At 69.0% G+C, this 19,126-nt stretch carries 17 protein-coding genes; 15 read left to right on the top strand and 2 right to left on the bottom strand.

Translation table 11 applies throughout. The annotated features are described in order from the left end of the window. Window positions 1–6 precede the first annotated feature (6 nt). Window positions 7–1,275: a putative DNA modification/repair radical SAM protein gene (locus tag BM004_RS00910; RefSeq protein WP_093210699.1), complete on the bottom strand. Its 1,269-nt coding sequence runs from the start codon at window positions 1,273–1,275 to the stop codon at window positions 7–9. Between the two features lie 121 nt (window positions 1,276–1,396). On the opposite strand from BM004_RS00910, the gene BM004_RS00905 reads away from it, so the two are divergent. From BM004_RS00905 to BM004_RS00890, 4 genes are all read left to right on the top strand, one after another. Then, window positions 1,397–1,786 carry a Rieske (2Fe-2S) protein gene (locus BM004_RS00905; RefSeq protein WP_371268827.1) on the top strand — a complete coding sequence of 130 codons (390 nt, stop codon included), beginning with the start codon at window positions 1,397–1,399 and terminating at the stop codon, window positions 1,784–1,786. A 23-nt stretch (window positions 1,787–1,809) separates the two neighbouring features. Beyond that, window positions 1,810–2,403, top strand: coding sequence for a YbhB/YbcL family Raf kinase inhibitor-like protein (locus BM004_RS00900; protein WP_093126321.1), 594 nt, complete (start codon window positions 1,810–1,812; stop codon window positions 2,401–2,403). 124 nt (window positions 2,404–2,527) lie between these two features. Beyond that, a complete protein-coding gene (locus BM004_RS00895; RefSeq protein ID WP_177206293.1) occupies window positions 2,528–4,018 on the top strand; it encodes a sensor domain-containing diguanylate cyclase in 1,491 nt (496 codons plus the stop codon). Between the two features lie 43 nt (window positions 4,019–4,061). Continuing rightward, a complete protein-coding gene (locus BM004_RS00890; protein ID WP_093210697.1) occupies window positions 4,062–4,322 on the top strand; it encodes a hypothetical protein in 261 nt (86 codons plus the stop codon). A 29-nt stretch (window positions 4,323–4,351) separates the two neighbouring features. Here the strand turns inward: BM004_RS00890 and BM004_RS00885 are convergent, their stop codons facing one another. Next, window positions 4,352–5,275: a LysR family transcriptional regulator gene (locus tag BM004_RS00885; RefSeq protein ID WP_093126326.1), complete on the bottom strand. Its 924-nt coding sequence runs from the start codon at window positions 5,273–5,275 to the stop codon at window positions 4,352–4,354. Between the two features lie 157 nt (window positions 5,276–5,432). On the opposite strand from BM004_RS00885, the gene BM004_RS00880 reads away from it, so the two are divergent. The 11 genes from BM004_RS00880 to BM004_RS00830 all read left to right on the top strand — a co-directional run bounded on the left by BM004_RS00880 (window position 5,433) and on the right by BM004_RS00830 (window position 19,119). Continuing rightward, window positions 5,433–7,568: a 3-hydroxyacyl-CoA dehydrogenase NAD-binding domain-containing protein gene (locus BM004_RS00880; RefSeq protein WP_093210695.1), complete on the top strand. Its 2,136-nt coding sequence runs from the start codon at window positions 5,433–5,435 to the stop codon at window positions 7,566–7,568. Window positions 7,569–7,598: 30 nt separating this feature from the next. Further along, window positions 7,599–8,789: an acetyl-CoA C-acyltransferase gene (locus BM004_RS00875; protein WP_093210693.1), complete on the top strand. Its 1,191-nt coding sequence runs from the start codon at window positions 7,599–7,601 to the stop codon at window positions 8,787–8,789. Between the two features lie 10 nt (window positions 8,790–8,799). Further along, complete coding sequence (locus BM004_RS00870) at window positions 8,800–10,008, top strand: acyl-CoA dehydrogenase family protein (protein WP_093210691.1); 1,209 nt, start codon at window positions 8,800–8,802, stop codon at window positions 10,006–10,008. Window positions 10,009–10,019: 11 nt separating this feature from the next. Next, the gene (locus BM004_RS00865; protein WP_093210689.1) at window positions 10,020–11,174 is read left to right on the top strand and encodes an acyl-CoA dehydrogenase family protein; all 1,155 of its coding nucleotides are present in this window, start codon (window positions 10,020–10,022) and stop codon (window positions 11,172–11,174) included. After that, a complete protein-coding gene (locus BM004_RS00860) occupies window positions 11,171–12,004 on the top strand; it encodes an oxepin-CoA hydrolase, alternative type (RefSeq protein WP_093126340.1) in 834 nt (277 codons plus the stop codon). The genes BM004_RS00865 and BM004_RS00860 overlap by 4 nt, the downstream gene beginning before the upstream one ends. A 73-nt stretch (window positions 12,005–12,077) precedes the next feature. Next, on the top strand, window positions 12,078–13,286 hold the full coding sequence (locus BM004_RS00855; protein WP_093210687.1) for a CaiB/BaiF CoA transferase family protein: 1,209 nt from the start codon (window positions 12,078–12,080) through the stop codon (window positions 13,284–13,286). 51 nt (window positions 13,287–13,337) lie between these two features. Next, a complete protein-coding gene (locus tag BM004_RS00850; RefSeq protein WP_093126345.1) occupies window positions 13,338–14,339 on the top strand; it encodes a Bug family tripartite tricarboxylate transporter substrate binding protein in 1,002 nt (333 codons plus the stop codon). Between the two features lie 47 nt (window positions 14,340–14,386). Then, the gene (locus BM004_RS00845) at window positions 14,387–16,345 is read left to right on the top strand and encodes an acyl-CoA synthetase (protein WP_093210685.1); all 1,959 of its coding nucleotides are present in this window, start codon (window positions 14,387–14,389) and stop codon (window positions 16,343–16,345) included. 37 nt (window positions 16,346–16,382) lie between these two features. Continuing rightward, the gene (locus tag BM004_RS00840) at window positions 16,383–17,381 is read left to right on the top strand and encodes a Bug family tripartite tricarboxylate transporter substrate binding protein (RefSeq protein ID WP_093210683.1); all 999 of its coding nucleotides are present in this window, start codon (window positions 16,383–16,385) and stop codon (window positions 17,379–17,381) included. Between the two features lie 44 nt (window positions 17,382–17,425). Continuing rightward, window positions 17,426–18,175, top strand: coding sequence for an electron transfer flavoprotein subunit beta/FixA family protein (locus BM004_RS00835; RefSeq protein WP_093130120.1), 750 nt, complete (start codon window positions 17,426–17,428; stop codon window positions 18,173–18,175). A 2-nt stretch (window positions 18,176–18,177) separates the two neighbouring features. Next, window positions 18,178–19,119: an electron transfer flavoprotein subunit alpha/FixB family protein gene (locus tag BM004_RS00830; RefSeq protein WP_093210681.1), complete on the top strand. Its 942-nt coding sequence runs from the start codon at window positions 18,178–18,180 to the stop codon at window positions 19,117–19,119. The last annotated feature ends 7 nt before the right edge of the window (window positions 19,120–19,126 follow it).

Raw genomic sequence — 19,126 nt, 5'->3', positions numbered from 1 at the left:
TTCGGTTCAGAACAGCGAGGCCTGCGCAGCCTGTGCGGCAGCGGGTTGCGCCGCGGGCGCCGTGGCGGCCATCGCGCCCGCCGCCGGCCGGTGGCCGTCGGCCACCACGAACGGCAGCACCTTGCGCGCCGGCACGTGCAGCCGCCGCAGGTCGTCCACGCGCACCCGTCGCACGCGCCGCGCCTGCAGCAGCCGCTCGACCGCCTTCACGCCCAGCCCCGGCACGCGCAGCAGCATCTCGCGCGGCGCGTGGTTCAGGTCGACCGGAAAGCGATCGGCATGCGCCAGCGCCCAGGCCAGCTTGGGGTCGACGTCGAGCCGCAGCAGGCCGTCGGGCGCGGCCACGATCTCCTGGTGCTCGAAGCCGTAGAAGCGCATGAGCCAGTCGGCCTGGTACAGCCGGTGCTCGCGCATCAGCGGCGGCGCGGCCAGCGGCAGCGCGCGCGCCGCGTCGGGAATCGGGCTGAAGGCCGAGTAGTACACGCGCTTGAGCTTGTACGCGCCGTACAGCGTGGCGCTCGACGCGAGGATGTGGCGGTCGTCGGTGGCGTCGGCGCCCACGATCATCTGCGTGCTCTGCCCGGCGGGCGCGAACGGCGGCGGCTTCGCGGGCGCGGCCGACGCGCCGGGCAGCGCGCGAATGGGCACCACGCGGCGCGCCTCCTCGCGCGTGTCGTCGATGCGCAGGCGCAGCCGCGCCATCGAGCGGCGGATGGCGCTCTCGTCCTTCTCGGGCGCCAGCGCGCGCAGGCCTTCGGTGGTGGGCATCTCGACGTTGATGCTGAGCCGGTCGGCATAGCGCCCGGCGCGCGCGATCAGCTCGTCGCTGGCGTCGGGAATGGTCTTCAGGTGGATGTAGCCGCGAAAGTCGTGTTCCTCGCGCAGCAGGCGCGCCACCTCGACCACCTGCTCCATGGTGTGGTCGGGCGACTTGATGATGCCGCTGGACAGGAACAGGCCTTCGATGCAGTTGCGGCGGTAGAAGTCGAGCGTGAGCTGCACCACCTCCTCGACGCGAAAGCGCGCGCGCGGCACGTTGCTCGACGCGCGGTTCACGCAGTACAGGCAGTCGTACTGGCAGTGGTTGGTCAGCAGCACCTTCAGCAGCGAGATGCAGCGGCCGTCGGGCGCATAGCTGTGGCAGATGCCCGCCCCTTCGGTCGAGCCGATGCCGCGCCCGCCCAGCGAGTCGCGCGGCTGCGAGCCGCTGGACGCGCAGGAGGCGTCGTACTTGGCGGCGTCGGCCAGGATGGCGAGTTTGCGCTGGATGTCCACGGGGTTTCCTTGAGCGGAATGCTGTATGAATATACAGTCTTCGGCAAAGGCCGGGAACATGAAAAGACATACGTTTCACACGTTGCGCAGCCGCCGAACCTTGGGCTACCCTCCCCGGCAGATGTCCGACGACTCCACCGCACCCGCACCCGCCCCCGCGACCCACCGCGGCGCCACGGCACCCGCCGCCGGCCCGATGGCCGCCAACCTCGCCGACGGCGGCCTGGCCGCCAGGTTCACCACCCCCGACGGCGCGCCCGCCTTCGCGGTGCGCTGGCACGGCGCCGTGTACGCCTACCTCAACCAGTGCCCGCATGCCGGCGGCCCGCTCGACTTCGAAGGCCAGGTGCTCGAAAGCTCGGGCCGCTTCCTGATGTGCGCGCGCCACGGCGCCATCTTCGAGCCCGACACCGGCAAGTGCGTGGGCGGCCCGTGCCGCGGCGCACGGCTCACGCCGCTGGCGGTGCACGAGCAGGCGGACGGCAGCGTGTGGCTCGGCCACGCCGGATGAACTCAAGCTTTCAAGGAGATTCCATGCGCAACAAGTTCCACTCTCTCGCCCTGCCTGCAGCGGCGCTCGCCCTTGCGGGCCTCATGGCCGGCTGCGCCGGCATGCCGGCCGGCTCGGGCCCCGGCGGCAAGGCCTTCACCGGCATGCGCGTGACGTCCAGCGCCTTCGCCGACAACAGCGTCATTCCGGCCGACCACGGCGGCGCCGGCGACTGCGGCGGCAAGAACGTGTCGCTGCCCGTGGCCTGGAGCAACCTGCCGGCCAAGACCCGGTCGGTGGCCGTGCTGGTGTTCGACCCTGACGGCGCGGCCGGCCTGGGCGTGTCGCACTGGGTGGCCTACAACATCGCGGCCGATCGCGGCGAGCTCAAGGCGGGCGAAGGCCAGGCCGGCTCGAACTTCAACTTCACCATGGGCCCGAACGTGGCCGGCGCGCCCGCCTACCGCGGCATGTGCCCGCCGGTGGGCGACCGCCCGCACCACTACGTGCTGACCGTGGTCGCCTCCGACCTCGCACCGGGCGCGCTGCCGGCCGGCCTCGCGCGCGACGCGCTGCTGGCCGCGCTCAAGGGCCACGCACTGGGCGGGCAGAGCGTGGTGGGGCTGTACAGCCGCTGAGGGGGCGGTGCACCGACGCGCCCCGGGGGCCCCGAGCCCCTTTGGTGCGCACGGTTAATAGTTAAGATTCCAGCCCGCCGGCGCCCGCCGGCAATGGCCCCGCCGCTTTCCGAAAGCTCCACCGATGGTCTTGTCCGCCGCCGCGTCCGATGTCTCCCAGCCCACCGACGAGCTCGACGCCATGTTCGACCTGGCACCCGTCTCCCTCTGGATCGAGGACTACAGCGAACTCAAGCGCAAGCTCGACGGCTGGCGCGCCGAAGGCATCACCGACCTGGTGGCCTACCTGTCGGACGACCCGAAGCGCGTGAGCGACTGCATGGCGTTGCTGAAGGTGCTGCGCGTCAACCAGCACACGCTGAAGCTCTTTGCCGCCGACAGCCAGGACACCCTGCTCGGCGCGCTCGACCGCGTCTTCCGCGGCGACATGTCGGCCACCGTGGTGCACGAGCTCGACCAGCTCTGGCGCGGCGAGCTCACCTTCGAGAGCGAAACCGTCAACTACGCGCTGGACGGCCGCCGGCTCGACGTGCGCGTGCGCGCCCGCGTGCTGCCCGGCCACGAGCACGGCTGGGACCGCGTGCTGGTCTCGCTGGACGACATCACCGAGCGCGTGGCCGCGCAGCGCCTGCGCGACGAGAGCGCCATGTACGCGCGCAGCCTGTTCGACCGCTCGCCGGTGTCGCTGTGGGTGGAAGACTTCAGCGCGGTGCGCACGCTGATGCAGAACATCCGCGCGCGCGGCATCACCGACTTCGCCACCTTCATCAAGGTGCATCCCGAGTTCGTCACGCGCTGCATGCAGGAGATCCGCGTCGTCGACGTGAACCAGGAAACCCTGCGCATGTTCGGCGCGCCCGACCTGCAGACCCTGCTGGGCAACCTCTCGCGCATCTTCCGCGACGAGATGCGCGAGTCGTTCGCCGAGCAGCTGCAGGACCTGTGGAACGGCAAGACCGTGCAGCACCGCGAGGTGCTCAACTATTCGCTGTCGGGCGAAGTGCTGAACATCCACATGCAGTTCGCGGTGCAGGACGACCGGCTCGACAGCTGGGACCTGGTGCTGGTGTCGCTGGTGGACATCACCGCGCGCAAGAAGGCCGAGGCCTACCTCGAGTACCTCGGCAAGCACGACGTGCTCACGCAGCTGTGCAACCGCACCTACTACTCCGAGGAGCTCAACCGCCTGTCGCGCAAGGGCCCTTGGCCAGTGTCGATCGTGGCGATCGACCTGAACGGCCTGAAGCAGCTCAACGACCAGGAAGGCCATGCCGCCGGCGACTCGTTGCTGCGCCGCATGGGCGAGGTGCTCGACAAGGCCGTCGACCCGCCGGCCTGGCCCGCGCGCATCGGCGGCGACGAGTTCGCGGTGCTGCTGCCGCTGACCGACGAGCGCGGCGCCGAAGCCATGCGCGAGCGCATCCTCGCGCTGCTCGAGATGAACAACCAGTTCCACGCCGGGCAGAGCGGCCACGCGCTGAGCCTGGCGATCGGGCTCGCCACCTGCCATGCGGGGGAAACGCTGGAGTCGGCGCTGCAACGGGCCGACCGGGCCATGTACGACGACAAGGCGCGGTATTACGAGGCCGAGGGGAAAGAGCGTCGCGGAGCCTGAGGCGTGGGCTAATCTGCGGGACTGTCCACCCTGAAGCGAATCGATGCCACTTGACGCCCTTGCAGAAGCGCTGATCCGTCCCGTCGCCGAAGTCGTGCTGCAGCCCATCGCGGAGTGCGTGGCGCACGTGGCCGGTTACCTCACCGGCGTGGTGATCGTCCCGGTGGCCACGCTGGGCCACATGTTCGTCAAGCATCCCAAGGGAGAGTTCGACCTGCCGCCCGGGCGAAACTGGGCCCGGACACCCAACGGCCGCATCGTGCTGAGCGAGGATTGGGGCACTCTCGCAGGCATGTTCACCTGACTGCTGATCGGCGCGGCGGCACTCCTTGTCTACTGCACATCGGGCCCCTGAGCCGGCGCGTCGCCCGGCCCCCGCACCCGCTCCAGCACGAAGTCGATGAACGTCCGGATCGCCCGCGTGTGCTGGCGGTTCGGCATGTACAGCATGAACATCTGCGTGCCGAAGATGCTCAGGCGCCAGTCGTCCAGCGTGGTCACCACGTCGCCTTTGCGCACGTCTTCCTGCACCACGTAGTCGGGCACCAGCCCGATGCCCAGGCCCGCGAGGATGGCCTGGCGCAGGAATAGAAAGTTTTCCGAAATCAGCGTTGGCTCCAGGATCACCTCTCTTCGTGTCTCGCCCTGGTAGGCCGACACGCGCAGCTGCCGGCCGATGACGGCGGCCGTGACCACCGGCGCGCCCTGCAGCGCGTCGAGCTGCGTGGGCAGCGGGTGCTTCGCCGCGTAACCGGTCGAGGCGCAGGCCACGTAGCGCACCGGCCCCATCTCGCGCGCCACCAGGTTCTGCGGCGGCTCGGGAATCACGCGGATGGCGATGTCGACCTCGTCGCGCAGCAGGTCCTCGATGCGGTTCTCGAACACCACGTCGAGCACGATGCCGGGGAACTGGCGCTTGAAGTCGATCAGCCAGTCGGCCATCACCAGCTGCCCGTAGCCGCTGGGCACGCTCAGCCGCACGCGGCCCTGCAGGCCCTGGCCCAGCTCGGTGACCGATTCGCGCGCCGCCAGCAGCTCGCCCTGGATCGCCACGCCGTGCTGGTACAGCCGCAGGCCGATCTCGGTCGGCTCGGCGCGCCGGGTGGTGCGGCGCACCAGCTGCGCGCCCACCGAGCGCTCCAGCTGGTTCAGGTGGTAGCTGACGTTGGCGCGGGTCATCTTGAGCCGGCGGGCCGCCGCGCTCAGGTTGCCCGCATCGAGGATTTCCACCAGCAGGGTGAGCGATTGCAGGTCCATGCCAGCGATTGTGTCAAAAATTCTTTGACAGTCTGTCAACCGTCTATGCAATTGTCAAAGCCGGGCTACGGGCAAAGAATGCGGGGTTCACCCCCAGAGCCTCGGACCCCTCCCCTCGCATTCGCGCTGCAGGGTCCGCCACGCAAGAGACAAGCACATGGCCAACACAACCCCTAGCCCTTCCACGTCTTCCGGTCCCGTCACCTTCGAGCGTCACGGCGACGTGTTCGTGGTGACCATCGACAACCCGCCCGTCAACGCCCTGGGCGTGGACGTGCGCCGCGGCCTCGTGGCCGCCATCGACGCGGCGGAAGCCGACAGCGCCGCCCGTGCGGTGCTGATCGTCGGCGCCGGCCGCAACTTCATCGCCGGCGCGGACATCCGCGAGTTCGGCCAGACGCCGCAGCCGCCCTCGCTGCCCGAGGCCTGCCTGAAGATCGAGAACTGCAGCAAGCCGGTGATCGCCGCCATCCACGGCGCCGCGCTGGGCGGCGGGCTCGAAGTGGCGCTGGCGGCGCACTACCGCCTGGCCTCGCCCACCGCCAAGCTGGGCCTGCCCGAAGTGACGCTCGGCCTGCTGCCCGGCTCGGGCGGCACGCAGCGCACGCCGCGCCTGATCGGCGTGAAGCCCGCGCTCGAACTCATGCTGAGCGGGCGCCATGCGCTCGCCAAGGAAGCGCTGTCGCTCGGCCTCGTCGACCGCCTGGGCACCGACGCCGACGCGCGCGCCGAAGGCCTGGCCTATGCGAACGAGCTGATCGCCGCCAACGCCCCGGTGCGCCGCTCGCGCGAAGCCACCGGCCTGGCCGACACCGAAGCCAGCCGCGCCGCCCTGGAGGCCGCGCGCGCCGACACCGCCAAGAAGAGCCGCGGCCTGTTCTCGCCGATGAAGATCATCGAAGCCGTCGAAGGCGCGCTCACGCTGCCCTTCGACGAAGGCATGGCACTGGAGCGCAAGCTGTTCCTGCAGTGCATCGACAGCCCGCAGCGCGCCGGCCTGATCCACGCCTTCTTCGCAGAGCGCGAAGTGCTCAAGGCGCCCGAGACCCGCAGCGCCAAGCCGCGCAAGCTCGAAGCGGCCGGCATCGTCGGCGGCGGCACCATGGGCGCGGGCATTGCCGTGGCCATGCTGGACGCGGGCATGCCCGTGACCATGATCGAGCGCGACGAGCCCAGCCTGGCGCGCGGCCGCGCGCACGTGGAGAAGGTGTACGACGGCCTCATCGCCAAGGGCCGCATGACGCCCGAGGCCAAGGCGGCCGTGATGTCGCGCTTCAACGGCTCGACCTCTTACGACGCGCTCGCCAGCGTCGACATCGTGGTCGAGGCGGTGTTCGAAGAAATGGGTGTGAAGAAGGCCGTGTTCGCCGAGCTCGACCGCGTGTGCAAGCCCGGCGCCGTGCTGGCCACCAACACCTCGTACCTGGACATCGACGAAATCGCGGCCAGCGTCTCGCGCCCGCAGGACGTGGTGGGCCTGCACTTCTTCTCGCCGGCCAACATCATGAAGCTGCTGGAGATCGTGGTGCCCGCCAAGGTGAGCGCCGACGTGGTCGCCACCGGCTTCGAGCTCGCCAAGAAGCTCAAGAAGGTGCCGGTGCGCGCCGGCGTGTGCGACGGCTTCATCGGCAACCGCATCCTGGCCGTGTACCGCCAGGCCGCCGACCACATGATGGAAGACGGCGCCTCGCCGTACGAGATCGACGCGGCCGTGCGCAACTTCGGCTACCCGATGGGCCCGTTCCAGGTGTCCGACCTGGCCGGCGGCGACATCGGCTGGGCCACGCGCAAGCGCAAGGCCGCCACGCGCGACCCGCAGGCGCGCTACGTGCAGGTGGCCGACCGCATCTGCGAGCGCGGCTGGTTCGGCCAGAAGACGCAGCGCGGCTACTACCTGTACCCCGAAGGCGCGCGCGCCGGCCAGCCCGACCCCGAGGTGCTGGCCATCATCGACGCCGAGCGCGAGCGCGCCGGCATCACGCCGCGCAAGTTCACCGAAGAAGAAATCATGCGCCGCTACATGGCCGCCATGGTCAACGAAGGCGCCAACGTGGTGCTGCAGCGCATCGCGCTGCGCCCGCTCGACGTGGACGTGACCTTCCTCTACGGCTACGGCTTCCCGCGTTTTCGCGGCGGCCCCATGAAGTACGCCGACACGGTGGGCCTGCCCCAGGTGCTGGCCGACATCCGCGAGTTCGCCAAGGAAGACCCGATCTTCTGGAAGCCGTCGCCGCTGCTGGTCGAGCTGGTCGGGCGCGGCGCCGACTTCGCCAGCCTGAACCAATCCGAGTAATCCAACGTCAGCCGTCCAGGAGATATTCCCATGCGCGAAGCCGTCATCGTTTCCACCGCCCGCACCCCGCTCACCAAGGCGCACCGCGGCGAATTCAACATCACCTCCGGCGCCACGCTGGCGGCCTTCGCCGTGAAGGCGGCCGTGGAACGCTCGGGCCTCGACCCGGCGCTGATCGAGGACGCGATCCTCGGCTGCGGCTACCCCGAGGGCACCACGGGCCGCAACATCGCGCGCCAGAGCATCATCCGCGCGGGCCTGCCCATCAGCATCGCCGGCACCACGGTGAACCGCTTCTGCGCCTCGGGCCTGCAGGCCATCGCCATGGCGGCGGGCCGCATCGTGGTGGACGGCGCGCCGGCCATGATCGCGGGCGGCGTGGAGAGCATCTCGCAGATCCGCGGCCGCAGCCCCGGCGATGGCGGCGACCTCAGCCTGGACCCGTGGATCGTCGAGCACAAGCCCGAGCTCTACATGGCGATGATCGACACCGCCGACATCGTGGCCAAGCGCTACAACATCAGCCGCGAGGCGCAGGACCGCTTCTCGGCCGAAAGCCAGCGCAAGACCGAAGAAGCGCAACTGGCCGGGCGCTACAAGGACGAGATCGTGGCCTGCACCACCACGATGGCCGTGACCGACAAGGAAACGAAGGAAGTCACCCACCGCGAAGTCACCGCCACGGAAGACAACTGCAACCGCCGCGGCACCACCTACGAGGCACTGGCCAAGCTGAAGCCGGTGATGGGCGAGGACAAGTTCGTGACCGCCGGCAACGCCTCGCAGCTGTCCGACGGCGCATCGGCCTGCGTGCTGATGGAAGCCAAGGACGCCGAGCGCGCCAACCTCAAGCCGCTGGGTGCCTTCCGCGGCCTCGCGCTGGCCGGCTGCGAACCCGACGAGATGGGCATCGGCCCGGTCTTCGCGGTGCCCAAGCTGCTCGCGCGCCACGGCCTGACGGTCGACGACATCGACCTGTGGGAACTCAACGAAGCCTTCGCCTCGCAGTCGATCTACTGCCAGGACAAGCTGGGCATTCCGTCGGAACGCCTGAACGTGAACGGCGGCGCGATCTCCATCGGCCACCCCTTCGGCATGACCGGCGCGCGCCTCACGGGCCACGTGCTCATCGAAGGCAAGCGCCGCGGCGCCAAGTACGCCGTGGTCACGATGTGCATCGCCGGCGGCATGGGCGCCGCGGGCCTGTTCGAAATCTATTGAGGAGCGCGCGATGGACCTGAACTTCACGACCGAAGAAGAAGCCTTCCGCAGCGAAGTGCGCGCCTTCCTGGCCGACAAGCTGCCGGTGCGGCTGTCCGAGAAAGTGCGCGGCGGCAAGATCCTCGAGAAGGCCGACATGCAGGAATGGCACGCCATCCTGAATGCGCGCGGCTGGCTCGCCAACCACTGGCCCGAGCAGTACGGCGGGCCGGGCTGGACGGCGGTCGAGAAGTTCATCTTCGAGCACGAATGCGCGCTGGCGTTCGCGCCGCGCATCGTGCCCTTCGGCGTGAACATGCTCGGGCCGGTGCTCATCAAGTACGGCAACGAGACGCAGAAGAGCTACTGGCTGCCGCGCATCCTGGACGGCGCCGACTGGTGGTGCCAGGGCTACTCGGAACCCGGCGCGGGCTCCGACCTGGCCGCGGTGAAGACCTCGGCCGTGCGCGGCATCGACGCGCAGGGCGACCACTACATCGTGAACGGCCAGAAGACCTGGACCACGCTGGGCCAGCACGCCAACATGATCTTCTGCCTGGTGCGCACCAACCGCGAGGCGAAGAAGCAGGAAGGCATCAGCTTCCTGCTGATCGACATGACCTCGCCCGGCGTGGAAGTGCGCCCGATCATCACGCTCGACGGCGAGCACGAGGTGAACGAGGTGTTCTTCTCCGACGTGCGCGTGCCGGCCGAGAACCTCGTGGGCGAAGAGAACAAGGGCTGGACCTGCGCCAAGTTCCTGCTGACCTACGAGCGCACCAACATCGCGGGCGTGGGCTTCTCGGTGGCCGCGCTCGAACAACTCAAGGGCATTGCCGCCACGCAGACGAAAAACGGCAAGCCGCTGGCCGACGACCCGGCCTTCGCGGCGCGCCTGGCGCGCGTGGAGATCGACCTGGAGAACATGAAGACCACCAACCTGCGCGTGATCGCGGCGGTGGCCGGTGGCGGCGTGCCGGGCGCGGAGAGCTCGATGCTCAAGATCCGCGGCACCGAGATCCGCCAGGAAATCTCGTCGCTCGCGCGCCGCGCCATGGGCGTGTACGGCCGCCCCTTCATCGCCGAGGCGCTGAAGGACGGCTACACGGGAGAGACCTTCGGCCCCGGCTACGCGTCGGCCGCCGCCTCGCGCTACTTCAACAACCGCAAGCTGTCGATCTTCGGCGGCTCGAACGAAATCCAGAAGAACATCATCAGCAAGATGATCCTGGGCCTGTAAGGAGACATGCAATGAACTTCGAACACACCGAAGACCGGCGCATGCTCGCCGACAGCCTGAACCGCTTCATCAGCGAGCAGTACGCGTTCGACGCGCGCGACCGCATCGCGAAATCCGAGCACGGGTTCAGCAAGGAAATCTTCCAGCAGTTCGCCGAACTCGGCGTCATCGGCGCGCTGTTCAGCGAGGCCGACGGCGGCTTCGGCGGCGGCGGCTTCGACGTGGCCGTGGTCTTCGAGGCGCTGGGCCGCGGCCTGGTGATCGAGCCGCTGCTGGGCGCGGTGATGGTGGGCGAGGCGCTCGTCGTGGCCGGCAACGGCGCGCAGAAAGAGAAGCTCGGCGACATCATCAACGGCGTGAGCGTTGTGGCCTTCGCGCACGACGAAGCCGACACGCACTACGAACGCACGCGCGTGCAGACCCAAGCCGAGCGCAACGGCGATGGGTGGGTGCTGCACGGCGCCAAGGCCGTGGTGCCACAAGGCGAGCAGGCCGACCTGTTCCTGGTGTCGGCCCGCACCTCGGGCAACGTGGACGACGAGGCCGGCATCTCGCTGTTTCTCGTGCCCGCCAAGACCGCGGGCCTCATGGTGCGCGGCTGCCCGTCCATCGACGGCGGCCGCGTGGCCGAACTCGCGTTCGACGGCATGAAGCTGGGCGCCGACGCCTTGCTGGGCACCGAAGGCCAGGGCCACGCCACACTGGAACGCGCCATCGGCCGCGGCGTGCTGGCCCTGTGCGCCGAAGCGCTGGGCGCGATGGAAGCCGCCAAGGCCGCCACGCTGGAGTACCTGCGCACGCGCAAGCAGTTCGGCATTCTCATCGGCAGCTTCCAGGCCCTGCAGCACCGCATGGCCGACCTGCTGCTCGAAATCGAACAGGCGCGCTCGGCCGTCATCAACGCCGCGGCCGCCATCGACACCGGCGACCGCGTGACGCGCGAGCGCGCGCTGTCGGCAGCCAAGTTCAGCATCGGGCGCATCGGCGCGCTGGTGGCCGAGGAAAGCATCCAGATGCACGGCGGCATCGGCATGACCTGGGAGCTGCCCCTGCCCCACTACGCCAAGCGCCTCGTGATGATCGACCACCAGCTGGGCGACGAAGACCACCATCTGCAGCGCTACATCGCCCTGGGCAAGGAATCCGGCAAGGAGGTGGCGGCATGAGCGAAACCACCGCGAACAAGACCGTGCTGATCTCGCAGGAAGGCGCCGTGCGCATCCTGACCAACAGCAACCCCGGCGCACGCAACGCGATCACGCCCACGCTGTACGCCGAGCTGAGCGCCGCGCTGGCCGACGCCGAGCAAGACCCCGAAGTGGGCGCCATCGTCTTCACCGGCGCGGGCGACTTCTTCTGCTCCGGCGGCGACCTGAACCTGCTGGCCAAGCGCCGCGAGCTGCCGATGGCCGAGCGCCGCCAGATCCTGGAAGGCCTCAACAACCTGATTCGCGCGCTGCGCGATTGCGGCAAGCCCGTGATCGCGGCCGTCGAAGGCGGCGCGGCCGGCGCCGGCCTGTCGATGGCGCTGGCCTGCGACATGCTGGTGTCGGCGCGCGATGCGTTCTTCACCGTGGCCTACGTGAAGGTCGGCCTCACGCCCGACGGCGGCGCCACCGCCTTCCTGGCCGAGTTCGTCTCGCGCCAGGTGCTGACCGAGCTGTGCCTCACCGGCGACCGCATGACGGCCGAGCGCCTGAACCAGCTGGGCGCCGTGAACCGCCTGACCGACAAGGGCGCGGCGCTGGCCGAAGCCGTTGCGCTGGCGGCCAAGGTGGCCACCGGACCGCAACGCGCGACCACGCGCATCAAGACGCTGTGCCGCCAGGCGCACCACGCCACGCTCGAAGAGCAGCTCGACGCCGAGGCCGTGTTCATGGTCGAGTCGCAGGGCGATGCCGAGGCGGCCGAAGGCATCGGTGCGTTCCTGGGCAAGCGCAAGGCCGACTTCGTGGCGCTGCGTCACCAGGGCCACGAGGCCAAGGACGCGTCCTGACGCGGGCCCTGCCGCCTTTCTCCCATGCCTCGCACGCCGTGCGGGGCTTTCTCGTTTTCCGGAAGTCCTCGCCATGCCTTTGCTGAACTCCTCGCTGCCGCTTGCCGGCGTGCGCGTCCTCGATCTGTCCCGCATCCTGGCGGGCCCCTGGTGCGGCATGGTGCTGGCCGACATGGGCGCCGAGGTGATCAAGGTCGAGCACCCGGGCCGCGGCGACGACACGCGCGACTGGGGCCTGCGCGTGGGCAAGACCGAGACCGCCTACTTCAACAGCGTGAACCGCAACAAGCGCTCGGTCACGCTCGACCTGCAGACGCCCGAGGGCCAGCAGATCGCGCGCGACCTCGCCAAGCAGTGCGACGTGGTGATCCAGAACTTCAAGTTCGGCGGCATCGACAAGCTGGGCCTGGGCTACGAGCAGCTCAGCAAGGAGCAGCCGGGCCTCATCTACTGCTCGATTTCGGGCTACGACCGCACCGGCGCCGAAGCCGCGCGCCCGGGCTACGACCTGGTGGTGCAGGGCGAAGCGGGCCTGATGGCGCTGAACGGCGAGGCCGACCAGCCGCCGCTGAAGTTCGGCGTGGCCGTGGTCGACCTGTTCACCGGCATGTACTCGGCGCAGGCCGTCCTGGCGGCGCTGTACCAGCGCGAGAAGACCGGCAAGGGCCGGCACGTGGAGATGGCGCTGTTCGACTGCGGCCTGATGATCACCGCCTACTACGGCCTGGAAGCGCTGCTGATGGGCGAAGACCCGCCGCGCTACGGCAACTCGCACCCGTCGATCGTGCCCTACGGCGTGTTCGACGCGGCCGACGGCCCGCTGGTGATCACCGTGGGCAACAACGCGCAGTTCGCGCGCTTCTGCACCGAGGTGATCGAGCGGCCCGACCTCGCGGCCGACGAGCGCTTCAAGACCAACATCCTGCGTTCGGCCAACCGCGCGGCACTGCTGCCCGAGCTGCAGGCCGAGCTCGCCAGGCGCCCGCGCGACGGCCTGCTCGAGAAGCTCACCGCCTCGGGCATTCCCTGCGGCGAGGTGCTGGGCCTGCTGGAGGCGCTGAACTCGAAGCGCGCCACCGACGCCGGCCTTGTCACCACGCAGCCGCACCCGGTGGCCGGCACGGTCAATGTGCTGGCGCCGCCCTACCGTTTCGATGGCGAGCGCCTGCCGGTGCGCAGCGCGCCGCCCACCCTGGGCGAAGGCACGCACGACGTGCTGCAGTCCCTGCTCGGCCTGTCGGATGAAAAGCTGGCCGCGCTGAAAACAAGTGGCGTGGTCTGAAGCAAAGACGCGCCTGTCTGTCCGTTTGTGTATCCCTGAATGAAGAAGTCCATGGCCTCCCCCGTTTTCCGTTCCCTCCGCAATCCCGTTCGCCGTGCACTCCTTGCCCTGGCTCTTCCACTCATCGCCGGCGGCGCGTTCGCGCAAGCCTGGCCCAGCAAGCCGATCACGCTGATCGTGCCCTTCCCGCCCGGCGGCCCGACCGACGTGGCCTCGCGCATCGTGGCGCAGAAGATGTCCACCGCGCTCAAGCAGAACATCGTGATCGACAACCGCAGCGGCGCCTCGGGCACCGTGGGCGCGGCCACCGCGGCGCGCGCGCCGGCCGACGGCTACACCTTCGTGATGCTGGCCACGCCCACGCTGCTGGCCTCGCACCTGTACGGTCCCACCGGCGGCTACGACATCTTCAAGAGCTTCACGCCCGTGGGCTCGGTGTACGACCTGCCCATCGTGCTGGTGGTCAACCCCAAGTCGCTGCCTGAAGTGACGAGCCTGCAGGGCCTGATCGCCAAGGCCAAGGCCGAGGGCGGCAAGCTCAACTACACCACCGCCGGCGCCGGCAGCTTCGGCCACCTGACGACCGAGCAGCTGAAGACCATCGGCAAGTTCGACATGCAGCACGTGCCCTACCGCGGCAGCGCGCCGGCCGTGACCGACCTGATCGGCGGCCAGGTGCCCGCGATGTTCTCCGACCTCGTGGCCGTGATCCCGCACATCCGCGCGGGCAAGCTGACCGCCATCGCGGTGGGCTCGGGCAAGCGCGTGAGCCTGCTGCCCGAGGTGAAGACGGTGGCCGAGCAAGGCTTCCCGGGCTTCGACGCGACCTCGTGGGGCGGCCTGCTGGCACCCGCGGGCACGCCCAAGGACATCGTCGAGCGCATGAGCGCCGAGCTGAAGAAGGCACTGGCCGACAAGGAAGTGCAGGACAAGCTCGAGAGCGTGGGCTCCTTTGCCGCCTACCGCACGCCCGAGCAGACCGGCGAGCGCATGCGCCAGGACTTCGAGCGCTGGGGCAAGGTCATTCGCGACAACCACATCACGAACCAGTAAAACAGCAGGCGGCCCGGCCGCGCACCACCGGCATCAAGGAGACAGACATGACAGACACGCAGAGCCACAAGAACAACTACAAGACGCCGGTCGGCGCGCCGTTTCGCCCCGCATCCCCGGTTCGCAGCCTGGCGGACATCCACCGGCTCGAGGAGACGCCGTTGGCGCAGGCGCTCATGGTGCGCAGCACCTACGAGATCTTTCGCAACGCGGGCCATGCCTTCGGCGACAAGACCGCGCTGACCTTCCTGCGCACCGGCAACCCGGCCGACGCGCCCATCCGCTGGTCGTACGCCGAACTGCTCGCGCGGCTGCACCAGACCGCGAACATGCTGCACACGCTGGGCGTGGGGCCCGGCGACGCGGTGGCCGTGCTGCTGCCCGGTTGCCTCGAGTACCACCTGGCGCTGTGGGGTGGCGAGGCGGCCGGCATCGTGCAGCCGCTGAACCCGCTGCTGACCGACGAGAAGCTGGTGGCGCTGATGACCGCGGCGCGCGCCAAGGTGCTGATCGCCTACGGCTCTGACAGCGAGTCGGGCATGTGGTCGAAGGCGATGCGCCTGCGCGGCCAGGTACCCTCGCTGACCACCGTGCTGCGCGTGGCGCCGCACGACGAGGCGCCCGGCGCGGCCGGCGCGCTGCCCGAAGGGGTGGCCGAATTCGACGTGCTGCGCGCGGCGCAACCCGACGACCGGCTGGTGAGCGGCCGCGACATCGCGCCCGCCGACATCGCGGCCTACTTCCACACCGGCGGCACCACGGGTGCGCCCAAGCTCGCGCGCCACAGCCACGGCGCGCAGGTGTTCACCGCCTGGGCCAGCGTGCAGGTGGCGGGCATGAACGAGAACGGCATCTCCATCAACGGCTACCCGCTGTTCCATGTGGCGGGCGTGCTGCCGGCCTCGCTGGCTTCGCTGTCGGCGGGCGTGGAGGTGATCATTCCCACGCCCTCGCTGCTGCGCAACAAGGAGGTGCTGGCCAACTACTGGAAGCTGGTGGCGAAGTACCGGCCGACCTCGCTGTCGGCGGTGCCCACCATCCTCGCCGCGCTGGCCAACGTGCCGCTGGAGGGCGCGGACATCTCGTCGATCACCTACTGCCGCACCGGCGCGGCCGTGCTCTCGCCCGAACTCGCCGCGCGCTTCGAGCGCCTGTTCGGCCTGCACGTGCACGAGAGCCTGGGCATGACCGAGATGGCCGGCATCTCGACCATCACGCCGCCCGGCGTGGACGGGCCCGCGGGCTGCGTGGGCTTCAGGCTGCCGTACATGCAGATGCGCGTGGTGGCGCTCGACGAGAACGGCAATGCGAGCGACCGCGAAGTGGCGCCCGGCGAACAGGGCATGGTGCTGTTCAAGTCGCCCAACGTGTTCTCGGGCTTCGTGGACCCGGCCGACAACGCCAAGGCCTTCACGGCCGACGGCTGGCTCGCCACCGGCGACCTGGGCTGGATCGACAGCCAGGAGCGGCTCAACCTCACGGGCCGCTCGAAGGACCTGATCATCCGCAGCGGCCACAACATCGACCCCAAGACCATCGAGGACGCGCTGGGCGCGCACCCGGCCGTGCAGCTGTGCGCCGCCGTGGGCGCACCCGACGCCTATGCGGGCGAGCTGCCGGTGATCTTCGCGACGCTGGTGCCCGGCGCCTCGGCCACCGAGGAAGAACTGCTGGCCTTCACCGCCGCGCGCGTCGACGAGGCGCCGGCCAAGCCCAAGTGGGTGTCGGTGATCGAGACCATGCCGATGACCAACGTCGGAAAGATCTACAAGCCCGAGCTGCGGGCCATGGCCGCGCGCCAGGTGGTGGCCGCGACGGTGGCCGAGGTGTGCGCGGAACTCGGCGTGGCCGAAGGTGCGCGGCCGGTCGTGAAGACCGACGGCGAAAGCCTGGTGCGCGTGCTGATCGACGGCGCCGCCGCGGACCCGCTGGCCGCAGCGCTGCAGGAGCGGCTGCAGAAGGCGCTGGAGCCGCTGCCCTTCAAGACGCGCATCGCAGCGCAGTGACCTTTTTGAAACCTAGAAGCAGAGACAGAGACAAGCCATGACCTTGCGCCTTTCGAACCGCCGCGCCGTGCTGTGCGCCACCGCTTCGCTGGCCGCGCTGTGCGTGTTGCCCACCGCACAGGCGCAGAACACCTACCCGAACAAGCCGATCCGCATGGTCGTGCCCTTCGCCGCGGGCGGCGCCACCGACGTGCTGGCGCGCGTGCTGGGCCAGAAGATGTCGGCCGGCCTGGGCCAGCCCATCGTCATCGACAACAAGCCCGGCGCGGCCGGCATCATCGGCACCGACGCGGTGGCCAAGTCGCCGGCCGACGGCTACACCGTGGTGCTGTCGCTGAGCAACTCGCTGATGACCAACGAGTTCCTCTACGACAAGCTGCCCTACGACTCGCAGCGCGACCTCACGCTGGTCTACCAGATCGCGATGGCGCCGCTGGTGCTGGTGGTGCACCCCGGCGTGCCGGTGAAGACCGGCCCCGAGCTGCTGAAGCACGCCGCCGCCAACAAGGGCAAGCTGGCCTACGGCTCGTACGGCGTGGGCGCGTACCCGCACCTGGCCGGCGCGCACATGAGCCTGGCCACGCAGTCCGACATGAACCACGTCGCCTACAAGGGCGAGGCGCCGATGGTGCAGGACCTGATCGGCGGCCAGATCCAGATGGCCTACGCCAGCGCGCTGGTGGCCAAGCCGCACATCGAGTCCGGCAAGCTGCGCGCCGTGGGCGTGACTGGCGAACGCCGCATGAGCACGCTGCCCAACGTGCCCACGCTGGCCGAGCAAGGCCTGAAGGACGAGGCCTACCGCGTGACCGGCTGGCTCGCCATCGCGGTGCCCGCCAACACGCCCAAGCCCATCGTCAACCGCCTGGCGGAAGAGGTGCGCAAGGCCACGCAGCAACCCGACGTGCAACAGCGCGTCGCGGCCATGGGCTTCGAGCTGAAAGACAGCTCGCCCGAACTCTTCGCCGCCGCCTACAAGGCGGAACGGCCGGTGTGGGAGCGCCTGATCAAGCAGTCGGGCGCGCGCCTCGAATAAACCTCATCCATTCAATTTTTCATTCGTCATTCGAAGGAACAACCATGAAGATTCTTGTACCTGTCAAACGGGTCGTCGACTACAACGTGAAGGTGCGCGTGAAGAGCGACGGCACCGGGGTGGACATTGCCAACGTGAAGATGAGCATGAACCCCTTCGACGAGATCGCTGTCGAAGAAGCGGTTCGCCTGAAGGAAAAGGGCGTGGTCACGGAAGTGATCGCGGTTTCCTGCGGCGATGCGAAGTGCCAGGAAACGCTGCGCACGGCGATGGCCATCGGTGCCGATCGCGGCATCCTGGTCGAGACGACCGAAGAGCTGCAGCCCCTGGCGGTCGCCAAGCTGCTCAAGGCGCTGGTCGACAAGGAACAGCCCTCGCTGATCATCCTGGGCAAGCAAGCCATCGACGACGACGCCAACCAGACCGGCCAGATGCTGGCTGCATTGGCTGATCTGCCGCAAGCCACTTTCGCCTCCAAGGTCGAAGTCGCTGGCGACAAGGTCACCGTCTCTCGCGAAGTCGACGGCGGCATGGAAACGCTGAGCCTCACGCTGCCGGCCGTCATCACGACCGACCTGCGCCTGAACGAGCCGCGCTACGTCACCTTGCCCAACATCATGAAGGCCAAGAAGAAGCAGCTGGATGTCTTCAAGCCCGAAGACCTCGGCGTGGACGTCAAGCCCCGCCTGAAGACCCTCAAGGTCGCAGAGCCTCCGAAGCGCGGCGCCGGCATCAAGGTGCCCGACGTTGCAGCGCTGGTGGACAAACTGAAGAACGAAGCGAAGGTGATCTGAACATGACCGCACTTGTATCCCTCGTCGTGGCCGAACACGACCACGCCAGCATCAAGCCGGCCACTCTCAATACCGTGACCGCAGCACTGGCTTGCGGTGGTGAAGTTCATGTGCTGGTTGCAGGCGCGAACGCAGCAGAAGCCGCCAAGGCCGCAGCCCAGATCGCAGGCGTGACCAAGGTCATCGCTGCAGACAGCCCGAGCCTCGCTGAAAACCTCGCCGAGAACGTCGCAGCCCAAGTGCTGGCGATTGCGTCGAACTACAGCCACATCCTGTTCCCCTCGACCGCCAACGGCAAGAACGTGGCCCCCCGCGTGGCTGCCAAGCTGGACGTGGCCCAGATCAGCGACATCACCAAGGTCGACAGCCCCGACACGTTCGAGCGCCCGATCTACGCCGGCAACGCGATTGCCACGGTGCAGAGCAGTGACGCCACCAAGGTGATCACGGTCCGCACGACCGGCTTCGACGCCGCATCGGCCACCGGTGGCAGCGCAGCGATCGAAACCGCTGAAGGCGTCGCGGACAGCGGCAAGAGCGCCTTCGTCGGCCGCGAAGTCACGAAGAGCGAACGCCCCGAACTGACCGCCGCCAAGATCATCGTCTCCGGTGGCCGAGCCCTGGGCAGCGCCGAGAAGTTCACCGAAGTGATGGCGCCGCTGGCCGACAAGCTCAACGCAGGCCTCGGTGCCAGCCGCGCTGCGGTGGACGCGGGCTACGCCCCGAACGACTGGCAAGTGGGCCAGACGGGCAAGATCGTCGCCCCTCAGCTGTACATCGCCGCAGGCATCTCGGGCGCGATCCAGCATTTGGCCGGCATGAAGGACTCGAAGGTCATCGTCGCGATCAACAAGGACGAAGAAGCGCCGATCTTCTCGGTGGCCGACTACGGCCTCGTCGCCGACCTGTTCGTGGCCGTGCCCGAACTGGTCAAGGCGCTGTAAGCGGCAC

Source organism: Variovorax sp. OK212, assembly GCF_900112425.1.
GTDB lineage: Bacteria > Pseudomonadota > Gammaproteobacteria > Burkholderiales > Burkholderiaceae_C > Variovorax.
Note: the sequence above shows the minus strand (reverse complement) of the source record. Positions and strands in the feature narration are given on the sequence as shown.

What these genes read in the sequence shown, in the direction of transcription:
- BM004_RS00905 (WP_371268827.1), top strand. Translation starts at nt 1,397, where the DNA reads ATGTCCGACGACTCCACCGCACCCGCACCCGCCCCCGCGACCCACCGC.
- BM004_RS00900 (WP_093126321.1), top strand. Translation starts at nt 1,810, where the DNA reads ATGCGCAACAAGTTCCACTCTCTCGCCCTGCCTGCAGCGGCGCTCGCC.
- BM004_RS00895 (WP_177206293.1), top strand. Translation starts at nt 2,528, where the DNA reads ATGGTCTTGTCCGCCGCCGCGTCCGATGTCTCCCAGCCCACCGACGAG.
- BM004_RS00890 (WP_093210697.1), top strand. Translation starts at nt 4,062, where the DNA reads ATGCCACTTGACGCCCTTGCAGAAGCGCTGATCCGTCCCGTCGCCGAA.
- BM004_RS00885 (WP_093126326.1), bottom strand. Translation starts at nt 5,275, where the DNA reads ATGGACCTGCAATCGCTCACCCTGCTGGTGGAAATCCTCGATGCGGGC.
- BM004_RS00880 (WP_093210695.1), top strand. Translation starts at nt 5,433, where the DNA reads ATGGCCAACACAACCCCTAGCCCTTCCACGTCTTCCGGTCCCGTCACC.
- BM004_RS00875 (WP_093210693.1), top strand. Translation starts at nt 7,599, where the DNA reads ATGCGCGAAGCCGTCATCGTTTCCACCGCCCGCACCCCGCTCACCAAG.
- BM004_RS00870 (WP_093210691.1), top strand. Translation starts at nt 8,800, where the DNA reads ATGGACCTGAACTTCACGACCGAAGAAGAAGCCTTCCGCAGCGAAGTG.
- BM004_RS00865 (WP_093210689.1), top strand. Translation starts at nt 10,020, where the DNA reads ATGAACTTCGAACACACCGAAGACCGGCGCATGCTCGCCGACAGCCTG.
- BM004_RS00860 (WP_093126340.1), top strand. Translation starts at nt 11,171, where the DNA reads ATGAGCGAAACCACCGCGAACAAGACCGTGCTGATCTCGCAGGAAGGC.
- BM004_RS00855 (WP_093210687.1), top strand. Translation starts at nt 12,078, where the DNA reads ATGCCTTTGCTGAACTCCTCGCTGCCGCTTGCCGGCGTGCGCGTCCTC.
- BM004_RS00850 (WP_093126345.1), top strand. Translation starts at nt 13,338, where the DNA reads ATGGCCTCCCCCGTTTTCCGTTCCCTCCGCAATCCCGTTCGCCGTGCA.
- BM004_RS00845 (WP_093210685.1), top strand. Translation starts at nt 14,387, where the DNA reads ATGACAGACACGCAGAGCCACAAGAACAACTACAAGACGCCGGTCGGC.
- BM004_RS00840 (WP_093210683.1), top strand. Translation starts at nt 16,383, where the DNA reads ATGACCTTGCGCCTTTCGAACCGCCGCGCCGTGCTGTGCGCCACCGCT.
- BM004_RS00835 (WP_093130120.1), top strand. Translation starts at nt 17,426, where the DNA reads ATGAAGATTCTTGTACCTGTCAAACGGGTCGTCGACTACAACGTGAAG.
- BM004_RS00830 (WP_093210681.1), top strand. Translation starts at nt 18,178, where the DNA reads ATGACCGCACTTGTATCCCTCGTCGTGGCCGAACACGACCACGCCAGC.